The sequence below is a fragment of the Haloplanus aerogenes genome (genome assembly GCF_003856835.1).
GTDB classification, from domain to species: Archaea; Halobacteriota; Halobacteria; order Halobacteriales; family Haloferacaceae; genus Haloplanus; species Haloplanus aerogenes.
In genome coordinates this window covers 61,214-83,427 of the sequence record NZ_CP034145.1, presented here as the reverse complement: position 1 = coordinate 83,427, position 22,214 = coordinate 61,214, and the positions used below count along the sequence as shown (strand labels likewise).

The following is a 22,214-nucleotide window of genomic DNA, read 5'->3' as shown; positions in this document are numbered from 1 at the left end:
AACTTCTAATCCGGGGCGTGGTACCACGCCTCATTCGCCCCACACGTCCGACAGGGGGTGGTCGTCGTCGCCATCCTCGCCCCCGCCGTTCGTCCCCTCTCCCGTATTCCCCGCACCGGACGCCGTGCGAGATCGCGATCCCGAGTGACCGGCCGACTGCGATCCGGACCGCGTCCGCCCGCCGGTCCGGCCACCGGTTCGTGCCCCGGGCGTCGCGTCCGTCCCCGCGAGTGCCGCCGCGGGTTCGAACTCGGGGAGCGTGGGTCGGGTCATCTCGTCCACCGCGTCGGCAAACCAGTCCGGCATGTCGCTCCGAGCGCGGTCGAACAGGTCGAGCAGGCTCGAATCCGCGAGGTAGGTCGCGCCGTGGTCGTCCGGCGCGCGCACGACGCGCCCCGCTGCCTGAATCACCGTCCGGAGCGCGACCCGGTAGTACCACGCCCACTGCCCTTCCTCCAACCGCCGGGCGACCCGCGAGTCGCTCGTGTTGAGGTACGGTGCCTTGCACAGCACTTGCCAGCGGGCGAGATCGCCGCGCAGATCCAGCGCTTCTTCCATCTTCACCGAGAGGAACACGTCGGTGTCGTCGGTCGCCTTCCACTCTTCTAGCACCGCGTCTCGGTTCTCCCGGTTGTGGACGCGGACACGGGGCGAGACGCCGAAGTTCTCCAGCCGATCCGCCAGTTGCTCCTGAATCGCGTAGGAGTGACAGTGGACGATACCCTTCTCGTCCGGGTGCTGGGCCATCAGGCGGACGAGCAGTCGCGCCACCTTCGGCAGCGTCTCGTCGCGGTGTTCGTAGGTCATCTTCCCCTGTGTCACGTCGTAGAGCGGGCGATGGTCGAGAGGGAAGGTGTGCGGTACGTCGACGAGCGCCACGTTCGAGGGATCGAGCCCCACGCCACGGCAGAAGGCTTCTTTGTCCAGAATCGTCGCCGAGAGGAGGGCGAACTTGTTCCCCCGGTCCCAGACGGTGTGGTGGAGATACCGGCTGGGGTCGATGGGCTTGATCGTGATGGGCGTCCCCTCGCCGTCCGGCTGATCCACCACCCACGTCGTCGTACTCGTCGGGTCGCGGTAGTCCGAAACGAACCACTTCAACTCCGAGCGGAGATCCTGCAGGCGGTCCCGCCGGGCGGCCTCGGCGGCGGTGAGGTCCTGACTCGCCACGAGGTTCTCCGCCGCCCGTTCGCAGACGCCGGCGAGCGTCTCCGCGAACCGAGCCGTGCGGTCCAGCGGGTCGTCGGCGTCGGCCACGTCCGGCACCCCCACATCGTCCCAGACGGGGACGGTCCGGGGGCGCAGATCCACGGTGGCGTACATCTCCGCCCACTCCGCGAGGCCGTGGGCCTCGTCGATGACGACCACGTCCCGCTTGCCAAACACCTCCGACCCCGCGGTCTGCATGAAGTAGGCGAGCGTCATCGCCGCAATCGAGCGGTTGGAGGCGATGGCGCGGTCGGCGTAGTACGGACAGCGGTGTTGAATCGAGCAGTCGTAGCCCGACTCGCGGGCGCAGGGCGCGCGGTCGACCGGCGTCGTCGTCTCGTCGGGGAGGATACAGGTGTAGTTGCTCTTCCCCCGGATCACGTTCAGATCCGAGAGCAGGTCGTCCTCGGCCACGTCGTCCAGCTGGGACACCTGCGGCGTGGTGTAGTAGGCGCCGGTTGCCTCGGCTGGCGCCGCCTCCTCGGGCGTGCGGGCCGCGCCGGCGACGGCGCGCGCGAGGAGCGACTTCCCGCTCCCCGTCGGCGCCCGCACGAGGACGGCGTCGTTGCCCGCGGCGAAGGCGTCGCTGATCGCTTCGAGCGCCTCGCGCTGGTTCCCGCGGAAGGAGGGGGCCGGAAACGACGGGAGAATGCGGTCGGGGTCCACGGCTGAATCAGCCGGTCGCCGCAAGTAAATTATTCGGACAGCGCTTCCACGTCCGCCGCCGTCACCTCGCGGTCGTCAGGAAGGCGTTCGATGCAGTCGAAGCAGAGGAAGTGTTCGGTGCCGTCGGCGAGTTCGAGCGTCATCCCCCCGGTCGCCTCCGCCTCGAACGTCCAGAAGTTGCCGACACCGCCCGCGACGGGCACCTCCTCGCCACAGCCGTCACAGGGATCGGAGCTCATCGGTACGACCGAGCGGGCCGAACGGGAAAGACCTACCGTCACTCACACGTGCTCGCGTCCGCGGCCACACTGAGCGAGAACGAGGCGCCGTCCGTCTGGACAGTGTTCGGGGCATCTGCCGGCAGATCCCACCGGAAACGGGCCGTGTGGGTTCCCGGCGGCACGCAGGCCGCGGTCAGCGGCGCCCAGCCATCCCCGCCGTCGAGGTCGGCCAGCGTCCCTTCGTACACCAGATTGTCGCCGTCGCTGACGGTGCCGTCGCCGGACTGCGTCCGGCTCTCCGTGGAGCGTGGCTCCACGCCATCGGCGTCGTACCACAGGCGCACCTCCACGTACTGTTGCAACTCGCCGGGTTCGCCGGTGTCGCCGGCGCTCCGCTCGGCCTCGACGACGCCGCCTTCTTCGAAGTCGGTCGCGACACCGCGGACCCAGAGCCGGGCCGGCGACCCCGACAGCGTGAGCGAGAGATCGACCACACCACCGTCGCCGGGTTCGATGTCGCTCACCGACACCGGCGGGATCGAGGAGGTGACCAGATCGCTCCCCGGCGTGTCCGTCGGTGTCTTCGTCTCCGTCCCGACCGAACGACGGTCGTCGTCCGGGTCGTCGAAGCGCCACGGCTCGTCGGTGGTCGTCGGATCGCTCTCCGACCCGTCGGTGGTCGTGTCCGACTGCTCGGGTGAGTCGGCGGCGTCGTCGGGGTTCGGGGCACCGCCACCGCTACTGCTCGGTGACGGGTCCGGCGTCGGCGTCGGGCTCGGTTCGTCTGGCGTCACCGAGTAGTCGACCGAGAGGTCGAATCCACCGTCGCCGTTGCCGTCGTTGCCGTCGTTGCCGCCGAGGAGGTTCCCGGTCCCCGCCCCGAAGAGCGCGAGGAGGGCGGCGGCGAGCAGTGCGAGGACGCGACGGCGTGACGAGTCTTCCTCCTCGTCGGGGCCGCCGCTCACGAGAAGTCACCGGCAGCGTCGAGCCACCGTTCCGTCTGGAGGGTCGCGGGCTGCAGGAGCGGGATGGTGTTCACGACCCTCTCTACCCCCCGGGGGATCATAGGTAATCGGATACTAGCTCGCGTGGATGGCTCGTCCTGACGGCTCAGGGTGAGCCTGAAGCCGATTTGCCCCTCGACCGACCACGACCGTTAATCCCGCTCCGCGCCCATAACCGGGTATGCACGTCCTCGTCACCGGCGCCACAGGGTTCGTCGGCCACCACCTCGTCCCCGCGCTCCTCGACGCCGGTCACACGGTGACCGCCCTCGTTCGCGACGCCCAGCGGTACGACCCGCCACCCGGCGTCCGGGTCGTCACCGGTGACCTGCTCGACCCCGGCTCGTTCGACGACGCCCTCACCGACGTCGACGCGGCCTACTATCTCGTCCACTCCATGACCGCCCGCGACGACTTCGAAACGCGCGACCGTCGGGCCGCCGAGCACTTCGCTCGGGCCGCGAGCGCGGCGGGCGTGCCGCGCGTCATCTACCTCGGCGGGCTGGGCGAAGAGCAGGATCACCTCTCGACCCACCTCCAATCCCGGCGCGAGGTCGAACGGGTGCTGGCGACTGGCGACTACGCCCTCACGACGCTCCGGGCGGCCATCGTCGTCGGCCCCCGGAGCGCCGGCTTCGAGATGGTCGTCCAGCTCGCCTCCCGGCTTCCCGTGATGGTGACGCCGCGGTGGGTGCGGACGCCGTGTCAGCCCATCGCCGTCGACGACGTGATCGCCTACCTCGTCGGCGTCCTCGACGTGCCGGCGACGGCGGGCGAGACGTACGACATCGGCGGCCCGGAGGTGCTGACCTACGCCGAGATGTTGCGGCGGACGGGCCGCCACCTGGGTCACGAACCGATCATTCTCGCCGTACCGGTGCTGACGCCGCGGCTCTCCGCCTACTGGGTTGGACTGATGACCGACGTGCCGTGGAGCGTCGCCCGCCCGCTGATCGAGGGGCTGAAGAATCCGGTCGTGGTGCGCGACGACCGACTCGCGCACCTCGTTCCCGTCGAGTCGACCCCGTTCGACGAGGCGGTTCGCCGGGCGCTGGCCGACCGCGGGGAGCGGATCGAGGCGTGAGCGGCGATCACGACGCCGCCGTCGACGACCCCACCTTCGGCGACACGTGGGTCTACGAGAGCCTCGTCCGCGGTATTCCCGGCCTCCACCTCTCGACCACGCAGGCCATCGGCGTCCAGTTCGCCCTCTTCGAGACGCTCGTCGTCGGCCTCGCGGCCTACTACGGCCTTCCCCGGTCGGCCGTCGTCGCGGGAACCATCGCCGTCGCCGTCGCGGCCGCGGGGAGCGTCGCCATGCTCTACATCGGCGCCGCGACACGCGGCCTCGACCTGCCCGTCGCCCACCGCCGCCTCCTGTTCGGGTCGAGCGTCGAGGTTCTCTTCGGCGTCCTCGGGTTCGTTGCCGCCGTGACGTACCTGCTCACCGGACTCCCGACGCCGTTCGAATCGCTGTTGGGCGCTCGGCCGCCCGCCCCCGTCGTTTTCGTGACGCTGCTGATCCTCTGGGATCTCTGTTACCGGATCGGGGTCTCGTGGTGGACGGCGTTGGTGTCGCTGTGGCGGTCGCTCCGGATTCGCGTCACGCCCGACACCGCGCGAGGGTGTCGGCGCATCGACGCTGCCAACGTCGGCTTCGCGCTCCTCGAACTGGGACTGCTCCCCGTCGTCGCGGACGACGCACTCGCCGTCGGGGCGTTGGTCGGCCACGTCGTCGCCGTGACCGTCGTCTCGGCGGCGGCGACACTGCTACTCAGAACGGAGCTCCCCTGATTTACTCGCCCTGTAGCTGTTTGAACTGATCCAACAGCGCCTCCGTGGAGTCACCGGACTCGTACGAGAGGGTCCCTCGGAACTGCGACCGGTCGTCGTCGAACTCCGCGTCGACTTGCCCCGTTTTCTCCGCGCGGCGCTCGTGCTCGTCTTCGTCATAGGCACCCATTGACATGGTACAAGTTGGCTTGGATACCTCCGAATATATATGTAACGGACGATTTGGATGGTGATCGGCCGCCCGGAGCCCACACGTTTTTGCCCGCTAGGCCGAAGGAGAGAGTATGGCACGGCAACGCAAGCCCGACTGGTTACGGATGCGGCCCCCGTCGGGCCAGCGGTTCACGGAGATCAAGGAGACGCTCCGGGACCGCGATCTTCACACCGTGTGCGAGGAAGCGAACTGCCCGAATCTGGGTGAATGCTGGAGCGGTCGCAACGGCCCCGGCACGGCCACGTTCATGCTCATGGGCGACCGGTGTTCCCGGGGCTGTAACTTCTGTGACGTGGAGACGGGTGGGATGGAGGCGCTCGACCCGGACGAACCCGAGAACGTCGCCGACGCCGTCGCGGAAATCGGCCTCGACTACGTCGTCCTCACGAGCGTCGACCGCGACGACCTGCCGGATCAGGGCGCCGGCCACTTCGCCCGCACCATCGAGGCGATCAAGGAGCGCGATCCGGGGATTCTGGTCGAAGTCCTGATCCCCGACTTTCAGGGCGACCCCGAACTCGTCGACCGAATCGTCGACGCCGGGCCGGACGTGATCGCCCACAATATCGAGACGGTCGAACGCCTCCAGTGGCCGGTCCGGGACCGCCGCGCCGGCTACGCGCAGTCGCTCTCGGTCCTCGAACGTGTCGACGACACCGCCGACGTGTACACCAAGACGAGCCTCATGCTCGGTCTCGGGGAGTACGACCACGAAATATATCAGACCCTCTCGGACTGTCGCGAGGCCGGCGTCGACGTGATCACGCTCGGTCAGTATCTCCAGCCCTCCCGCTCTCACCTCGACGTGTACGAGTACGTCCACCCCGACGCCTTCGAGACGTGGCGCCGGGTCGCGGAGGAGGAACTCGGCTTCCTCTACTGTGCCAGCGGGCCGATGGTCCGGTCGTCGTACCGGGCGGGCGAACTGTTCGTCGACGCCGTCCTCCGCGACGGTCGGAGCGTCGACGAGGCGCGCCGCGAGGCCCACGCGGCGTGATGCCCCGAACGGCTAAGGGACGGGCGCGAGAGTGCCTGACCATGGTGAGGTGGCCGTCGTGAGCGTGTTCGACCGCGACCCGGACGACCAGATCCAGGTACTCGACGCGGACGGCGAACTCGTCGGCGACTTGCCCGACCTCTCCGATTCGGAACTGGTGGCTCTCTACCGCCACATGCGCCTCGCCCGCCACTTCGACGAACGCGCGGTGAACCTCCAGCGACAGGGACGGATGGGCACCTACCCCCCGCTGGCGGGACAGGAGGCCGCACAGGTGGGAAGTGCCATGGCCCTCGACGACGGCGACTGGATCGCTCCCAGTTACCGCGAACACGCCGCCGTCCACGTCCACGGCCTCTCGCTGTCCGATATCTTGCTGTACTGGATGGGTCACGGCGCGGGCGGGTGGGACACGGACGCGAACGTCCTTCCCGCGGCGGTGCCCATCGCGACGCAGATTCCCCACACGACGGGACTGGCGCTGGCGTCGAAACTCCGGGGCGAGGACTCGGAGAGTCCTCGGCAAACCGGCAACGCCGGTGACGCCGTCGCCTGTGCCTACTTCGGCGACGGCGCCACCAGCGAGGGCGACTTCCACGAGGGGCTGAACATGGCCGGCGTCTTCGACGTGCCCGCGGTCTTCGTCTGCAACAACAACGGCTGGGCCATCTCCGTACCACGGGAGCGCCAGACGGCGAGTCCGACGCTCGCGGGCAAGGCCGCCGCCTACGGCATCGACGGCGTGCAGGTCGACGGGATGGACCCGCTGGCGACCTACGCGGTCACCCGTGCAGCGGTCGAGAAGGCCCGCACTCCCGGCGACCGCTCGCGACCCACCCTGATCGAGGCGGTGCAGTATCGCTTCGGCGCCCACACCACTGCGGACGACCCCACTGTCTACCGTGACGAGGCGGAGGTCGAAGCGTGGCGGCGACGGGACCCCATCCCCCGTCTCGAACGCTTCCTGCGCGAGACGGGCCGCCTCGACGACGACCGGATCGACGACATCGAAGCCTCGATTCGAACTCAGGTGACCGAGGCTATCGACCGGGCCGAAGACACCCCTCGTCCCAATCCCGACCGGATGTTCGCGGACGTATACGCCGAGCAGTCCGCCGAACTCCGGGCCCAGCAGGCCTATCTGCACCGACTGCGCGACCGACACGGCGACGACGCGTTCCTGAAAGAGTAATATGAGCACTGAGACGCAGAATCTGACCCTGGTACAGGCGGTCCGTGACGGCCTCCGGACCGAGATGCAACGCGACGAGGACGTGATCGTCCTCGGGGAGGACGTGGGCAAGAACGGTGGCGTCTTCCGCGCCACCGAGGGCCTCTACGAGGAGTTCGGTGACGACCGCGTCATCGACACGCCGCTGGCGGAGTCGGGCATCGTCGGCACCTCCATCGGCATGGCGGCCTACGGCCTCCGCCCGGTGCCCGAGATTCAGTTCATGGGCTTCATCTACCCGGCCTTCGATCAGATCGTCAGCCACGCGGCGCGCCTGCGCACCCGTACCCGGGGGCGCTTCACGTGTCCGATGGTCATCCGCGCCCCCTACGGCGGCGGTATCCGCGCCCCCGAACACCACTCCGAGTCGAAGGAGGCGTTCTTCGTCCACGAACCCGGGCTGAAGGTAGTGATTCCCTCCACGCCCGCGGATACGAAGGGCCTCCTCGCCTCGGCCATCCGCGACCCCGACCCCGTGATCTTCCTCGAACCCAAACTCATCTACCGCGCGTTCCGCGAGGACGTGCCCACGGGTGACCACACCGTCCCGCTCGGTGAGGCCGCCGTCCGGCGCGAGGGAAGCGACGTGTCGGTCTACACGTGGGGCGCGATGACCCGGCCGACGATGGAGGCAGCCGACAATCTGGCCGCCGAGGGCGTCGACTGCGAGGTAATCGACTTGCGGACGCTCTCGCCGCTGGATCGGGAGACCATCGTCGACTCCTTCGAGAAGACGGGTCGGGCCGCCGTCGTCCACGAGGCGCCCCGGACTGGCGGCCTCGGCGGCGAGATTACCGCCATCCTGCAGGAAGAAGCGCTGCTCTATCAGGAAGCCCCAATCGAGCGAATCACTGGCTTCGATACGCCCGTCCCGCTGTACGCGCTGGAGGATTACTACCTCCCGTCCCCGACGCGCATCGAGGACGGTATCCGGGAGGTGGTCGACTTCCCATGACCGTCGAGACGTTCAAACTCCCCGACGTGGGCGAGGGCGTCGCGGAGGGGGAACTGGTCCGGTGGCTGGTCGACGTGGGCGAGGAAATCGACGAGGATCAGCCGCTCGCGGAGGTGGAGACGGACAAGGCGCTGGTCGACCTTCCATCCCCCTTCGCGGGGACGGTCACCGACCGCCACGCCGAGGAGGGCGAGATGGTGCCCGTCGGCAGCGCCCTCGTCTCTATCGAGGTAGACGGCGACGACGCGGCCGAGGAGGCGTCCGCGGACGTGCCCGAGACGGCTGGCGCGGACGACCAAGACACGGCTGACGCCGAAGTCACCGCCGACACTGACGCTGACACCGCCGCCAGCCCCCCCGACGGCCGCGTCTTCGCGCCCCCACACACCCGCCGGCTGGCACGCGAACTCGGCGTCGACATCGGGCAGGTGGCTGGCTCCGGCCCGGGCGGGCGCGTCACCGACACGGACGTGCGGGCGGCGGCCGAGGCGGGGGACGGAACGCCGACGCCTCGCGCCGCCGACGCGGACGCCACGAGCGTGATGCGGGAACACGACGGGACGACCGACCTCGACGACGTGGGCGAACACCGGGAATCGGCCGACGCCGTCGAGCAAGCCGCGGCCGCGGCGGGCCAGCTCGACGAGACCCGCGACCGCACCCTCGCCGCGCCGGCGACGCGCCGCCTCGCGGACGAACTCGGCGTCGACCTCGACGCGGTGCCGACCGACGAGGCCCGCGACGGCGTGGCCTTCGTCACGCCGGCGATGGTCCACGAGTACGCGGAGCGACAGCGCGAGACGGCCGCGGCGGCGAGCGCGGAACCGAGCGACGAGATGGTCGAGACGGCCGCCGACGAACCTGCCCGCGAACCCTCGCCCGTGGTCGGCCCCCAGCCCGGCGACCGCATCCCCTACCGCGGCGTCCGTCGATCCATCGGCGAACAGATGGAGCGTTCGAAGTATACGGCGCCGCACGTCACCCACACCGACGAGGTGGACGTGACGACGCTCGTGGAGACGAAAGCGGATCTCGAACCGTACGCCGCGGAGGAGGGCGTCGACCTCACCTACCTCCCGTTCGTGATGCGGGCGGTGACGCGGGCGCTCGCGGAGTTCCCGCAGGTCAACGCCACGCTGGACGAGGACGAGGAGGTGATCGTCTGTCACGACGAGTACAACGTCGGCGTGGCGACGGCGACGGATGCGGGACTCATGGTGCCGGTGATCGAGGACGCCGACGAGAAGGGGCTGCTCGAACTCGCCGCGGAGGCGGCGGACAAAGCCGACCGGGCGCGCGACCGCTCCATCTCCCGCGAGGAGATGCAGGGCGGGACCTTCACCATCACCAACGTCGGCGTCATCGGCGGCGAGTACGCTACGCCCATCGTCAACTACCCCGAGGTGGCCATCCTCGCCCTCGGTCGGATCGCGGAGCGCCCCCGCGTCATCGACGGCGAGGTGGTGCCCCGCTACACCCTCCCGCTCTCCCTGTCGGTCGACCACCGCGTCGTCGACGGCGCGGTCGCCGCCCGCTTCACCAACCGGGTGATGGAGTTGCTCTCGGCGCCCGCGCGGTTGCTGGTCGGCTGATACTGCCGGCTGTACGTCCGTACCGTTACAGCCGATAGTATGACCGATCGGCCCCACCACGTGCCGCCCCGACTTAACCACCTTTTGCGGTAAACACGCCATTTATTCCGTCCCTGCGAGAGAGGATAGTTCATGACAGTCACGCTCGCGGACATCGAGGCCGCACGCGACCGGTTCGACGACCCGGCCATCGTCCGGCAGACACCCATCGAGACGAACCGCTCGCTCAGCGAGATGTCCGGCGGGGACGTCCACCTGAAGATGGAGCATCTCCAGCGCACGGGGTCGTTCAAGACCCGAGGTGCGTACAACAAACTGAAACAGGAAGCCGAGGCGGGAAGCGACAAACACGTCGTGGCAGCGAGCGCGGGCAACCACGCGCAGGGTGTCGCGCTGGCGGCGACGACGGTCGGGCTGGAATCGACCATCGTGATGCCGGAGAACGCCCCGCAGGCGAAAATCGACGCCACCCGGAGCTACGGCGCGACGGTCGAACTCCACGGATCGAACTTCGGCGAGGCGATGTCGCACGCACAGGCGATGGCCGAGGAGCCGGGGATGCTGTTCGTCCACGCGTACGACGACCCCGACATCGTCGCCGGGCAGGGGACGCTCGGACTGGAGATTTACGAGCAGGTACCGGACGTAGATACGGTGATCGTCCCCATCGGCGGCGGCGGGTTGATCGGCGGCATCAGCACGGCGCTGAAGTCGCTCGACGACTCGGTGCGCGTGATCGGCGTGCAGGCCGAACTGGCGTCGACGGTCCACGAGAGTCTCCGGAAGGGGGTGCCGGTCGACGAGGAATCCCCGAAGACCATCGCGGACGGCATCGCCACGGGGAGCATCTCGGAGTTGACGCTCGGCCTGATCGAGGAGTACGTCGACGAGGTGGTGACGGTGAGCGACGACGAAATCGCGCGCGCCATCCTCACGGTGCTGGAACGCGCGAAGCAACTGGTCGAAGGCGCGGGCGCGGCCTCCGTCGCGGCGATGCTGAGCGATCAGGTTGACGTGGAGGGGGAGACGGTCGTCCCGCTACTCTGTGGCGGGAACATCGACATGTCGATGCTCCAGACGGTGCTGACCCACGCGCTGACCGACCGGAATCAGCTCCTTCACCTGCGCATCCGCATCCACGATCAACCCGGCGAGATGGGGAAGATTTCGGGCATCATCGGCGAGCAAGGGGCGAACATCCGGACGGTGCGTCACGATCGCGCCGTCGGCGACCTCCACGTCGGCGACGCGTATCTCGTCTTCCAGGTGGTCACGAGTGGTGAAAATCACGCAAAGACGGTGATGAAATCCATCGAGGACGCTGGATATGAAGTCGAACGCGTGAACTGACGATCAAACGTACAACTATTTGCCAATTAGGCAGACGAAGCGACGATTCTCTCCCGATAACTTAAACGACCGCACATAGCCAGCGTAATGGTGATTTGTGACACTGTTGCATTCCCTATCGTGACGCGGCGGGAGACGAGGTTCGTGTCTCGTCGCGAGTCGACCACCCACCATGACCAACGATCACGATCTCACGCGGCGGCGATACCTGAAGGCGGCGACCGCTGGTGCCGCGATGGCCGGTGCGGCCGGCTGTCTCGGCGGCGGCGGTGGCGGCGGTAGCGAGGGGAACAGCTGGCGGACACAGGAACTCGCCATGGTGCCGGCGCCGGGCGACGGCGCGCTCTATGAACCCACCGAGGAGGACGAGACGGGCGAGACGATCAACCACCTCACGTGGACAGGGTACGACGCCTCGAACGTCCAGGACCCGTTCCGCGAGCGGTTCAACTGTCAGACGCAACTGGATCTGTTCACGTCGAACCCGAAGGCGTTCAACCGCCTCCAGTCCGGCGAGTGGCAGCAGTTCCACCAGGCCACGTTCGACATGGCGTGGATTCCGCGACTGGCGGAGGCGGACCTGATCCGGCCCATCAGCTACGAGGACTGGAAGCCGTACACGTTCGACCAGTACATCGACCTGTTCAAGCGGGAGAACGGGTACAAGTACGCGTTCGTCAACGAGGACGACTACACGTTCGACATCGACGGCACGATGTACGGCGCGCCCCAGCGATTCGGGTGGGCGTCGTTCGTCGTCAACACCGACACCGTCCCCGAGGACGCGTACATGAGTTACGACGCCGCGTGGTCCGACGAGTACAACGTCGGCGTCTACGACCTGATGTTCTGGGGCATCCAGATCATCATGCTCCGCGAGGGCATCGACCCGTTCAAGGAGCACACCGAGGCCGAAGTCGAGCAGGTCAAGCAGGCCACGTTCGAACTGTTCGACAACGCGAAGACGCTTCTCCCCGATTTCGCGTCGATGAATCAGGCGATGAAGTCGGGCGAGATCGACATTGGCTTCATCTCCGGCAACTGGATCAACGGGACGCTCCGCCGCGGCGGCAACCTCCAGTTCCAGGCGATCGTTCCCGAGGAAGGGAGCGTGATCTGGGTGGAGACGACGGCCTTCGTCAAGGGCGACCAGCCCACCGTCTCCGACAACTACCTCGCGTACATGCAGAAAGGCGAGAACGCGCTGAAGCTCTCCTGGCCCACCTCCGGCGGGACGAACGTCGTCCCGCACCAGACGGCGTGGGAGAACTACAACGACCGACAGCGCGAAGTGCTGCGTGTCGACGAGGTTCGGGATATCATCGACCGGTCGGTGTTCTACACCGGGATTCCGGATCTGGAGAAGTTCGAACCGATCTGGCGGCAGGCGAAGAGCCGGCTCTAACAGCGACGGTCGTAATTCTTTACCGATGCGCGCGTATGGTCGCACTGGTATGGACTTACGACCGTGACCACGAGCGGCCTCGCGCCGCGACGATTATCAATGTTACAGGCAACCAATCTACGAAAGGAGTATGGCTCGCTCGTCGCGGTCGACGACGTCGACCTCGAGATCGAGACCGGCGAGTTCGCAACTATCGTCGGGCCGTCGGGGAGCGGGAAGAGTACGCTACTGCATATGCTGGCGGGACATCTCGAGCCGACCGGCGGGCGCATCACGCTCGACGGCACGGACATCACCGACACCAAGCCACAGGAGCGCCCCACGAGTCTCGTCTTCCAGTCGTGGGCGCTCTTTCCCCACATGACGGTCCGCGAGAACATCGAGTTCCCCATCCGCACCACGGGCCGGAGCGTCGACGGGCAGGTGGAGGAACTGCTCGAACAGGTCCAGCTCGACCCCGAGATTCAGGCGGACAAGAACGTCTCGGAGCTGTCGGGCGGGCAGCGCCAGCGGGTCGCCCTCGCGCGCTCGCTGGCGTACGACCCCGACATCCTCCTGCTGGACGAACCGCTCGCGTCGCTCGACTACGTGCTGCAGAAACAGCTCCAGCGCGAACTCGCCGACCTCAACGTCGAACTCGACATGACGTTCGTCTACGTCACGCACTCGCTGGAGGCCGCGCTGGTCATGAGCGACAAACTGTTCGTCATCGACGAGGGCGACCTGATCCAGACCGGGCCGCCCGAGGAAATCTACCGGGAGCCGAACAACAAGTTCATCGCGGAGTTCATGGGCGACGCCAACGTGTTCGGCGTCGACCTCGTCGAGTTCGACGCGGGGGCGGCGACCGTCACCAGCGACGAGTTCGAAGGCTCCGTGACCGTCCCCACCCACGTCGACGACGAACCGAGTCACCTCGTGGTCCGGCACGACGACTGCGTGGTCGAAGCGGAGCTTCGCCGGCCAATTGGCGCCGAAGTCCACGTCGACAACATCCTCGTGCGGGGGAACACCGTCCTCGTCGAGTGTTCGTCGACGACGACCGACGAGGACTACGTCGCCGAAGTCGACTACGACCACTTCGAGGAAGCGTCGGTCGCGGTCGGTGACACCGCGTACCTCCAGTGGGAGGCCGAGAAATCCATCCTGGTACCAGAGTAATGTCGACGATAGATACCCTCCGCGGCCGGGTCGGCGCGGCGACCGAGAGCGACAACCCTCTGATGGCGCTGCTCCGCCCGCCGTACGTGTTCCTGCTTCCCATCTCGATCCTCCTGCTCGTCATGTTCGTCGGGCCGATGCTCGCCATCATCGTCTTCTCGTTCCAGACGGGCAACGCCATCTCGCTGAATCCGTCGATGTGGACGGTCGATCACTACGCCGAGATCATCGGCGGCATGGTGAGCGGCGAAGGCGTCTACGGGGACGTACTCGTCAACACCACCGCGGTGAGCGCCGTCACGACCGTCGCGACGCTCGTGTTCTCCTACCCCGCAGCGTACGCGCTGGCGCGCAAGATCGACCGGTACAAGACGGTCTTTCTGCTCGTGCTCATCATCCCCCTGTTCACCAGCGTCAACATCCGTGTGTTCGGGTGGGCGCTCTTTCTCGTCAAAAACGGCGTGCTCGACAGCGTCGTGACCCTGTTCGGCGTGTCGAACTACCCCACGATGATGTATCAGCGCTGGACGATCATCCTCGGGACGACGTACGTCTACATGCCGTTCATGCTCTTCCCGATCTATCTGTCGATGCTCTCCATCGAGGACGAGACGCTCGCGGCCGCGCGTGACCTCGGGGCGGGGCGGTGGACGCTCTTCCGGCGGATCATCCTCCCGCTGAGCAAGCCCGGTGTCATCATCGGCTCGCTGTTCGTGTTCATCCTCAGCCTCGGCGCCGACGTGGAGGCACAGATCCTCGGCGGCGGCTCCATCTTCACCATGGCGAGCAACATCAACTACTCGTTCGGGTACAGCCAGAACTGGCCGCTCGGCTCCGCACAGGCCGTAGGCCTCCTGATCATCACGGTGATCTGTGGGATCATCATCCTCCGGACGATCAACCTGAAGGAAATCGCGTCGCGGGGTGACGCATGAGCGTCGAATCCCGCAGTCTGACCGACCGCCTCGGCGCCGGCGCGTGGTACGCCTACGTCGCGCTCGTCGCGCTCTTTTTCCTCATGCCGCTGTTCTCGCTCGTGATCGCCTCGTTCTACGACGGGCGCTTCTTCTCTATCGTCGACTACGAGTTCTCGCTCGACTGGTACCGGGCGGCGCTCGCGTCCGGGAGCATCCGCTCCGCGTTCATGAACACTGTCCGCATCTCGGTGCCGGTGACCATCCTCAGCACGATCATCGGGACGGGCGGCGCCATCGCGTACACGCGCTACGAGTTCCCGTGGCAGGAGCAGTTCAAACTCCTCGCGCTCCTCCCCATCTTCTTCCCGCTCATCCTCCTCGGACTCGGGATGTCGATGTGGGCGAGCGTGATCGGACTCGGCTACGGCATTGTCCCCTCGATCATCGGCGAACTCGTCTGGATCTCGCCCATCGTGATGTTCGTCGTCTCCATCACGGCGCTGGGGATCGACCCCAACGTCGAGGAGGCGGCGCGTGACCTCGGCGCCGACACGATCACGCTCTACCGCGAGATCACGCTCCCCCTCATCAAGGACGGCGTCGTCTCCGGCGCCATCTTCGCGTTCGTCCTGTCGTGGAACAACTACTACATCGTCTCCTACCTCTCCGGCGCGCAGAGCACGATCACGACGTGGATCCACGGCCGGATGACGCAGGGGTTCACGCCGGTCGTCCCGGCCGTCGCGTCGTTGATCTTCTACGTCTCGCTCCTGCTGGTCGTCGCCGCCTTCGTCGTCGAATTCCGCGAGGAGAGCGGCTGACTGCTACTCACCTTTCCTTCCTGTCGACGACCCGCACATATCCGGGTTTTTAGCACAACCCGTAAATATGTGGGCTGCCAAGCGACGGGAACCACGTGGGAGTGGGACGATGCTCGAATACACATTCAGAATCAGGCACAAGGGGTGTTGGACCGAGACGGTCGCCGACGCGTTTCCGGGTGTCTCGGCGACGATCATCTACTCGTACCGGCTGACCGGGACGAGCATCACCATGATCGAGGCGACGGGCATCGACGAGGACCGGGTCGACGAACTCGTCGAATGGCTGGGTGACCACGAAGTCATGACTACGGCGCAGTTGGTCAGTTACCACGAGACGCGGGAGACGGCCTTCATCAGTCTCGAAGGCGACTACCGCACCGACACCGAACCCGTGCTGAACGTCCTCCTGCGGAACAACTGTTTTCCAACCATCCCGGCCACCGTTTCCAACGGCCGCGAACACTGGAGCGTCCTCGCCTCGACCCACGAAGAGGTCAGTACGACCCACGACGAACTCCGTGACATCGGTTCCGTCGAGGTGGACGCGCTCCGCCAACCCGAACTCGGTCGGCTGCTCACGGGGCTCACGGAGATCAAACAGGCCGTCCAGGATCTCTCGCCCCGACAGACGGAGGTGCTTGCCCGTGCCATCGAACACGGCTACTACGACTCGCCCCGCGGGTGCAACATCGAGGAACTCGCGGAGATGGACTCCGCGAACACGTCGACCGTGGGCGAACACCTCCGGCGGTCGGAGGCGAAGATTCTGGAGGCGGTGGGAGCGATGCTGGACCAGAGTAGCGCCGACCGACGCGACTAGAACTCGTCGCGGTACTCCTCGACTTCCCACTCCGTGACCGAGTCCATGTAGCGGTCGAACTCGTCGCGTTTGAGCTTCAGGAACTCCTCGACGAGCGGTTCGCCGAGTGCCTCGATCAACACGTCGTCGGCTTCGAGTTCGTCGAGTGCGGCCCAGAGGGTGCGCGGGAGACTGTCGTACTCCTCCTCGTAGGCGTTCCCGAGCGTCGGGTCGCCCGGGTCGGTCTCGTTTCGGATGCCGTCCAGCCCCGCCGCGAGCGTCGCCGCCAGCCCGAGGTAGGGATTACACGCCGAGTCGGGCACCCGGTGTTCGACGCGGGCCGCGTGGCCGAGTTCCGGCGGCACGCGGAGGACGGTCGAGCGGTTGTCCGGCCCCCACGCCACGTTGACGGGTGCCCAGATGCCCGGCAGGAGACGTTTGTAGGAGTTCACCGTCGGCGCACAGATGGCCGTGAGCCCCTGCATGTGATCGAGGAGGCCGCCGATGAAGTGGCGGGCGGTGTCCGAGAGACCGGACTCGCCTTCGGGGTGTTTGCCCGCGGGGAACTGGAGGTTGCCCGTCTCGCTGGCGAAGAGGTTCTCCGACTCGGACTCGTCCCACAGGCTGAGGTGGAAGTGGAGGCCGTTGGCGTCCTCGCCGGAGTAGGGTCGGGGCATGAAGGAGGCCTTGTACCCCTGCTCGCGAGCGATGGCCTTCGCGGCGTGGCGGAAGAACATGAGCGAGTCCGCCGTCGTGAGCGCGTCGTCGTACTGGATGTTCACCTCGTACTGCCCGGGCTGGGACTCCTGATGGACGCCCAGCATCGACGAACCGGCAGTTTCCATCGCGCCGGACCACGCGCGGACGAGGTCGTCGGCCATGTCGACGGCGCTCATGTCGTACGAACACCGGGTGTTGTACGGCTCCCACCCGTCGTCGCCGTCGGGTTTGAGCACCGAGAACTCGGCCTCGACGCCAGCGAAGGGGTGAAAGCCCTCGCTTTGCAGGTCGTCGACGACACGTTCGAGCGCGCCGCGCGCACAGAGATCGAAGGGCGTCCCGTCGACGTTGGTCAGGCTAGAGAAGACGGCGGCGGTGTCGTCGGCCCACGCCACCTCGCGGAGCGAGTCGGGGTCCGCGACGGCCATCATGTCGCCCCCTTCCGCCCCGTATCGCGGGTCGTCCAGCAGGCCCGGTTCGAGCGTCAACTCCGCGACGCCGTTGGCGAAGCCGACTCCTTCCTCCACTGCTGCCTCGTACTCGCCCGCCGGCAGGGAGATGCCGCGCGCGACGCCGTTCAGATCCGTCCAGAACAGTCGCACCCGTTCGTACTCAGTCATTGGAACAGCGTAACAAGGCGTCTACCACATCATAGCGATTCACCCGGCGACTTACGAGTGACTAAGTAGGGCGCGGGGGCCACCGGCCGTCGGCGCGCGTTCGTGACCGTCCGCGCTGCGAACCAGTCCCGTAATGTGTTATAAACGACCACACATCCGGTGGACAACGCTTAGGCGGAGTCGCCGGGGAGTCGCCGCATGGAGCAACAGGAGTACGACATGGTTATCGACGGGGAGCGACGCGCGGCGGCGTCGACCCTGTCGGTCGAGAACCCGGCAACCGGGGAACTGGTCGGACGGGTAGCCAGCGGCGACGCCGACGACGCGGCGGCCGCCATCGACGCCGCGGCCGCCGCGGCCGACGACTGGGCACGGTCCTCCCCTGCCGACCGCGCGGCCTCCCTCCGAACCATCGCGGACCGGATCGAAGCCGAGGCCGACGACCTGGCCGCACTGCTCTCGGCCGAGGCGGGCAAACCCCTCCCGACCGCCGAGGGTGAAGTCGCCGAAACCATCGCCCAGTACCGCTTCTACGCGGGCGTGACCGACAAGGTCCGGGGCGACACCATCCCCACTGCCGAGAATCGGTTCAACTACACCAAGCGCTCGCCGTACGGCGTCACCGCTCACGTCGTCCCGTGGAACTACCCCCTCCTGCTGGGGACGCGTGGGTTCGCCAGTGCGCTGGCGACGGGCAACACGCTGGTCGTCAAGCCGCCGAGTCTCGCCCCACTGTCGACGATGTGGGTGGGCGAAGTGATGGCGGACGCAACCCCGGACGGCGTCGTCAACCTCGTTCCCGGCCCCGGGAGCGAGGTGGGCGCGGAACTCGCCAGCAGTGGGGGCGTCGACGCCATCACGTTCACCGGATCGACCGGTGTCGGTCGAGGCGTCCTCGAAGCCGCCGCCGAACACATCACGCCCGTCGACGTGGAACTCGGTGGCAAGGCGCCGGCCATCGTCCTCGACGACGCGGACGTGGAGAACGCCGCTCGGGGCGTCGTCGCCGGCATCTTCTCCAACGCCGGCCAGAACTGCGTCGCTACCTCGCGGTGTCTCGTCCACGAGGACGTGCACGACGAACTCGTCGAGGCGGTGGTGGAGAAGACCGAGCGGATCACGCTCGGAGAGGGGCGGGACTCCGAAACCGACATGGGCCCGGTCATCTCCGCGGACGCGCAGGCGGACGTGCTGGACTACGTCGACTCCGCGGTCGAGGAGGGCGCGACGCTCCTGACCGGCGGGAGCGTCCCCGACGACCCGGACCTCGCGGACGGCCACTTCGTCGAGCCGACCGTCTTCGACGACGTGACCCCGGACATGACCATCGCGTGCGAGGAGATTTTCGGCCCCGTGCTGGGGTTCGTCACCGTCTCCTCGGCCGAGGAAGCCATCGAGGTGGCGAACGACTCGCCGTTCGGCCTCGCGGCGTCGCTGTGGACGGAGTCCATCGACGCCACGCAGTTGGCCGACCGACTCGACCACGGTCTCGTCGCTATCAACACCTTCCCCGTCTCCATGCCCCAGAGCCCGTGGGGCGGCAACAAGGAGAGCGGCATCGGCCGTGAGGGTGGACTGGAGGGCGTCGAGGCGTTCACCACCGTCGACAGCGTGGTGATCGAACACGACGAGATGGGTGAGCCGTATGAGTGAGACGGTGCTCGTCGGCCAGATCGAACACGAGACGAACACGTTCTCGGCGCTTCCCACGGGGATGACCGAGTTCGCGGACGCGTCGCTCCACTACGGCGACGACGTGATCGACGACCTGCAGGGGACCAACACCGCCGTCGGTGGGTTCCTGCGGGTGGCCGACGAAGCGGACTGGGACGTCGTGCCGACCGTCGCCGCCGACGCGACGCCGGGCGGGACCGTTACCGCCGACGCCCGAGAGACGCTCTTGGAGGCGGTACTGGAGGGCATCGAGGATTCGGACCCGGACGGCGTCCTCCTCGCCCTGCACGGCGCGATGGTGAGTGAAGCGGCGCCGGACGGCGACGGCTACATCCTCGAACGCGTGCGCCGCGCGGTCGGGCCGGACGTTCCGGTGATGGCGTCGCTCGACCTCCACGCCAACATTTCGGAGCGGATGGCGACCCACGCGGACGGCCTGTTCGGCTACGACACCTACCCGCACGTCGACATCGGGGACACGGGCGAGACGGCGGCGCGGGCGATGGCGGCGACGCTCCGTGGCGACCTCGACCCCGAGGTGATCGTGGAGCGTGCCCCCCTGCTCCCGCCGCTCCCGGAACTCCGGACCGAGACGGAGCCGATGGCCTCACTGCTCGCGTCGTCGGCCGACGCCGAAGGGGAGGAGGTGCCGGACGTGTCGGTGTTCGGCGGGTTCGCCTACGCCGACGTGGACCACGCCGGCTTCTCGGTCGTCGGCGTCGCGGATCGCTCGGTGGCCGACGACGCGCGCGCGACCTGTCGCGCCCTCGCCGACGAGGCGGTGGATCGACGCGGCGAGTTCGACCGCGACTACACGAGCGTCGACGACGCCGCGGCGGAGGCGGCGGCGTGGGACGACGACGCGCCACTCCTCCTCGCCGACATCTCCGACAATCCCGGCGGCGGGAGCGCACAAGACGGCGTGGTGTTGCTCCGTGCCCTCCTCGACGCCGGCGTCGAGGACGCGGCGCTGGCGACCATCTACGACCCCGAAGCGGTCGAGGCGGCCGTCGACGCGGGCATCGGCGAGGAGGTGTCGCTGGCGCTCGGCGGGCGGAGCGGCGAGAACGGCGACCCGCTCGACGTGACGGGTCGGGTCCGCCTGCTCTCCGACGGCGACTACCGGAATCAGGGACCGATGTCGACGGGACTGGCCGTCTCCTTCGGCCGGACGGCGCTTCTCGACGTGGATGGAATCGACGTACTGGTCGGCTCTCACCGCCAGCAACCCTACGATCCGGAGGCGTTCCGGAGTCAGGGGATCACGCCTGAACGGCGGCGCGTCCTCGTCCTCAAGAGCACCGTCCACTACCGCGCGGGGTTCGAACCCTTCGTCGGCGGAGTGCGCGAGGTGGCGACGCCGGGGCTCTGTAGCCCGGATCTTTCGGCGTTCGACTACGACCACGTTCCGCGGCCCATCTACCCGCTGGACGAGGTGTAGCCGCTCGCCGAGGGCGGACTTAACTGCCCGTCGATATGTGACACAACGGCCTTGCGCCGAAACGGGAACGTATGGCATACGCGGCGGCTCCTTCGACAGTCGGTGCCGTCGAATCGATCGACCGACTCCGTGGCCGTAGGCCACGGGCAATGACAGACATTCACACCCATTATGACAGCGACTCACCAGATGTGGAACGTACCGAATCGGATCCTCTTCGGCTGGGGCTCCGTGACCGAACTCGGCGAGTATCTCGACGAGTTCGATGCCGATCACCCGCTCGTCGTCACCGACGAGGGCGTGCGCGCGGCGGGCGTCCTCGACCCCCTCCTCGACGCCATCGAGGCGTCGGGTCGCTCGTACACCATCTTCGACGGCGTGCAACCGGACCCGACGGACGTGATCGTCCACGAGGCGGCGTCGGCCTACGACGAGGCGGGTGCCGACCTGATTCTCGGCGTCGGCGGCGGTTCCTCCATCGACACCGCGAAGGCGGCGAGCATCCTCGCGACCAACGACGGCCACATCCTCGACTTCGAGGGAAGCGGTAACGTCCCCAACGATCCGCCGCCGAGCGTGTTCGTCCCCACCACTGCGGGCACGGGCAGCGAGGTGGGCCACTGGACCATCGTCAAAGACTCCGACACGTCGATCAAAGAGGAGATCGGTGACGTGAGCCTGCTGGCGGATCTCGCCATCGTCGATCCCGAGTTGACCGCGAGTGCGCCCGCGCCGGTCAAGGCTGCGACGGGTATGGACGTGTTGACCCACGCCGTCGAGGCGTACGTCTCGATCAAGGCCCAGAGCCAGACCTCGGCGCTCGCACTCGACTCCATCGAGAAGGTGGGGGAGTATCTCCCCCGCGCCGTGGAGTATCGGGGCGAGGACCGCGAGGCGTTGTCGAAGATGGCGAAGGCGAGTTCGCAGGCAGGTATGGCCTTCAACGGTGCCGGCCTCGGCGCCGTCCACGCCATCTCCCACCAGGTCGGCGGCACCTTCGGCGTGCCCCACGGCCTCGCGAACGCCATCCTCCTTCCGTACGTGATGGAGTACAACCTCCCGCAGGTGCCGGAGGAGATGGTGTCTATCGCGGCGGCGCTGGGCGAGGACGTGGACCCGTCGAAGCCGGCGCGGACGGAGGGAGAGAAGGCGGTGCGGGCGGTGCGCCGCCTCGCGGCCGACGTGCGTATTCCCGAGACGCTCGCAGAGACGGCCGCGGAACGGGACGCCATCCCGCAGTTGGCGGAGCAGGCGATCGACGACGGCTCGCTCACCGGCAACCCGCGAGCGACCGACGTCGACGACCTGGCGACCATCCTCGAACGCGCTTTCGACGGCCGGTTCGAGACGGGAGCCTAACCCGCATGATCGACCACGAAAACCGACCAACAGCGCCGCATATATACGTCGAGCGGCCCGA

The 22,214-nt window shown here is 67.5% G+C and carries 20 protein-coding genes; 15 read left to right on the top strand and 5 right to left on the bottom strand.

Features of this window, described 5'->3' with window-relative positions:
* Positions 1 to 30 precede the first annotated feature (30 nt).
* Genes DU502_RS00400 through DU502_RS00390 form a run of 3 tightly spaced genes read right to left on the bottom strand, consistent with a single transcriptional unit; the run spans position 31 to position 3,061 of the window.
* Entirely contained in the window at positions 31 to 1,875 is a 1,845-nt protein-coding gene (locus tag DU502_RS00400) for a helicase C-terminal domain-containing protein (RefSeq protein ID WP_121921233.1), read from the bottom strand.
* Positions 1,876 to 1,904: 29 nt separating this feature from the next.
* Complete coding sequence (locus tag DU502_RS00395) at positions 1,905 to 2,114, bottom strand: DUF7561 family protein (protein WP_121921234.1); 210 nt, start codon at positions 2,112 to 2,114, stop codon at positions 1,905 to 1,907.
* Positions 2,115 to 2,152: 38 nt separating this feature from the next.
* Positions 2,153 to 3,061: a hypothetical protein gene (locus DU502_RS00390; protein ID WP_121921235.1), complete on the bottom strand. Its 909-nt coding sequence runs from the start codon at positions 3,059 to 3,061 to the stop codon at positions 2,153 to 2,155.
* A 220-nt stretch (positions 3,062 to 3,281) separates the two neighbouring features.
* Between DU502_RS00390 and DU502_RS00385 the strand changes: the two genes are divergently transcribed.
* Both DU502_RS00385 and DU502_RS00380 read left to right on the top strand, forming a co-directional pair.
* Complete coding sequence (locus DU502_RS00385; protein WP_121921236.1) at positions 3,282 to 4,184, top strand: NAD(P)H-binding protein; 903 nt, start codon at positions 3,282 to 3,284, stop codon at positions 4,182 to 4,184.
* The gene (locus DU502_RS00380) at positions 4,181 to 4,894 is read left to right on the top strand and encodes a DUF7530 family protein (RefSeq protein ID WP_121921237.1); all 714 of its coding nucleotides are present in this window, start codon (positions 4,181 to 4,183) and stop codon (positions 4,892 to 4,894) included. The genes DU502_RS00385 and DU502_RS00380 overlap by 4 nt, the downstream gene beginning before the upstream one ends.
* A gap of 1 nt (position 4,895) precedes the next feature.
* Here DU502_RS00380 and DU502_RS18010 read toward each other — a convergent pair whose 3' ends face one another.
* Entirely contained in the window at positions 4,896 to 5,069 is a 174-nt protein-coding gene (locus tag DU502_RS18010) for a DUF5786 family protein (RefSeq protein ID WP_158601183.1), read from the bottom strand.
* Positions 5,070 to 5,178: 109 nt separating this feature from the next.
* Between DU502_RS18010 and lipA the strand changes: the two genes are divergently transcribed.
* The 10 genes from lipA to DU502_RS00330 all read left to right on the top strand — a co-directional run bounded on the left by lipA (position 5,179) and on the right by DU502_RS00330 (position 16,360).
* Positions 5,179 to 6,105: a lipoyl synthase gene (gene lipA / locus DU502_RS00375; protein ID WP_121921238.1), complete on the top strand. Its 927-nt coding sequence runs from the start codon at positions 5,179 to 5,181 to the stop codon at positions 6,103 to 6,105.
* Between the two features lie 58 nt (positions 6,106 to 6,163).
* Positions 6,164 to 7,297 (top strand): pyruvate dehydrogenase (acetyl-transferring) E1 component subunit alpha, encoded by a 1,134-nt coding sequence (pdhA, locus tag DU502_RS00370; protein ID WP_121921453.1) that lies wholly within the window; start codon positions 6,164 to 6,166, stop codon positions 7,295 to 7,297.
* Between the two features lies 1 nt (position 7,298).
* Positions 7,299 to 8,291, top strand: coding sequence for an alpha-ketoacid dehydrogenase subunit beta (locus DU502_RS00365; RefSeq protein ID WP_121921239.1), 993 nt, complete (start codon positions 7,299 to 7,301; stop codon positions 8,289 to 8,291).
* Positions 8,288 to 9,883, top strand: a complete 1,596-nt coding sequence (locus DU502_RS00360; protein ID WP_121921240.1) for a dihydrolipoamide acetyltransferase family protein — start codon at positions 8,288 to 8,290, stop codon at positions 9,881 to 9,883. Before DU502_RS00365 ends, DU502_RS00360 begins: the two co-directional genes overlap by 4 nt.
* A 132-nt stretch (positions 9,884 to 10,015) precedes the next feature.
* The gene (gene ilvA, locus DU502_RS00355) at positions 10,016 to 11,233 is read left to right on the top strand and encodes a threonine ammonia-lyase (RefSeq protein ID WP_121921241.1); all 1,218 of its coding nucleotides are present in this window, start codon (positions 10,016 to 10,018) and stop codon (positions 11,231 to 11,233) included.
* Positions 11,234 to 11,405: 172 nt separating this feature from the next.
* Positions 11,406 to 12,638, top strand: a complete 1,233-nt coding sequence (locus DU502_RS00350; protein WP_121921242.1) for an ABC transporter substrate-binding protein — start codon at positions 11,406 to 11,408, stop codon at positions 12,636 to 12,638.
* Between the two features lie 99 nt (positions 12,639 to 12,737).
* The gene (locus DU502_RS00345; RefSeq protein WP_121921243.1) at positions 12,738 to 13,799 is read left to right on the top strand and encodes an ABC transporter ATP-binding protein; all 1,062 of its coding nucleotides are present in this window, start codon (positions 12,738 to 12,740) and stop codon (positions 13,797 to 13,799) included.
* Positions 13,799 to 14,734: an ABC transporter permease gene (locus DU502_RS00340; protein ID WP_121921244.1), complete on the top strand. Its 936-nt coding sequence runs from the start codon at positions 13,799 to 13,801 to the stop codon at positions 14,732 to 14,734. The genes DU502_RS00345 and DU502_RS00340 overlap by 1 nt, the downstream gene beginning before the upstream one ends.
* A complete protein-coding gene (locus DU502_RS00335) occupies positions 14,731 to 15,537 on the top strand; it encodes an ABC transporter permease (RefSeq protein WP_121921245.1) in 807 nt (268 codons plus the stop codon). Before DU502_RS00340 ends, DU502_RS00335 begins: the two co-directional genes overlap by 4 nt.
* Before the next feature lie 109 nt (positions 15,538 to 15,646).
* Entirely contained in the window at positions 15,647 to 16,360 is a 714-nt protein-coding gene (locus DU502_RS00330; protein ID WP_121921454.1) for a helix-turn-helix domain-containing protein, read from the top strand.
* Here DU502_RS00330 and DU502_RS00325 read toward each other — a convergent pair.
* Positions 16,357 to 17,679 (bottom strand): glutamine synthetase family protein, encoded by a 1,323-nt coding sequence (locus DU502_RS00325; protein WP_121921246.1) that lies wholly within the window; start codon positions 17,677 to 17,679, stop codon positions 16,357 to 16,359. The two genes, DU502_RS00330 and DU502_RS00325, sit on opposite strands and share 4 nt — an antisense overlap.
* Positions 17,680 to 17,877: 198 nt before the next feature.
* Here DU502_RS00325 and DU502_RS00320 point away from each other — a divergent pair, with 198 nt between their 5' ends.
* The 3 genes from DU502_RS00320 (at position 17,878) to DU502_RS00310 (ending at position 22,153) form a co-directional block, all read left to right on the top strand.
* Positions 17,878 to 19,332 (top strand): aldehyde dehydrogenase family protein, encoded by a 1,455-nt coding sequence (locus DU502_RS00320; RefSeq protein WP_166033593.1) that lies wholly within the window; start codon positions 17,878 to 17,880, stop codon positions 19,330 to 19,332.
* Complete coding sequence (locus DU502_RS00315; RefSeq protein WP_121921247.1) at positions 19,325 to 20,794, top strand: M81 family metallopeptidase; 1,470 nt, start codon at positions 19,325 to 19,327, stop codon at positions 20,792 to 20,794. Before DU502_RS00320 ends, DU502_RS00315 begins: the two co-directional genes overlap by 8 nt.
* A gap of 189 nt (positions 20,795 to 20,983) precedes the next feature.
* Positions 20,984 to 22,153 (top strand): iron-containing alcohol dehydrogenase family protein, encoded by a 1,170-nt coding sequence (locus tag DU502_RS00310; RefSeq protein WP_121921248.1) that lies wholly within the window; start codon positions 20,984 to 20,986, stop codon positions 22,151 to 22,153.
* The last annotated feature ends 61 nt before the right edge of the window (positions 22,154 to 22,214 follow it).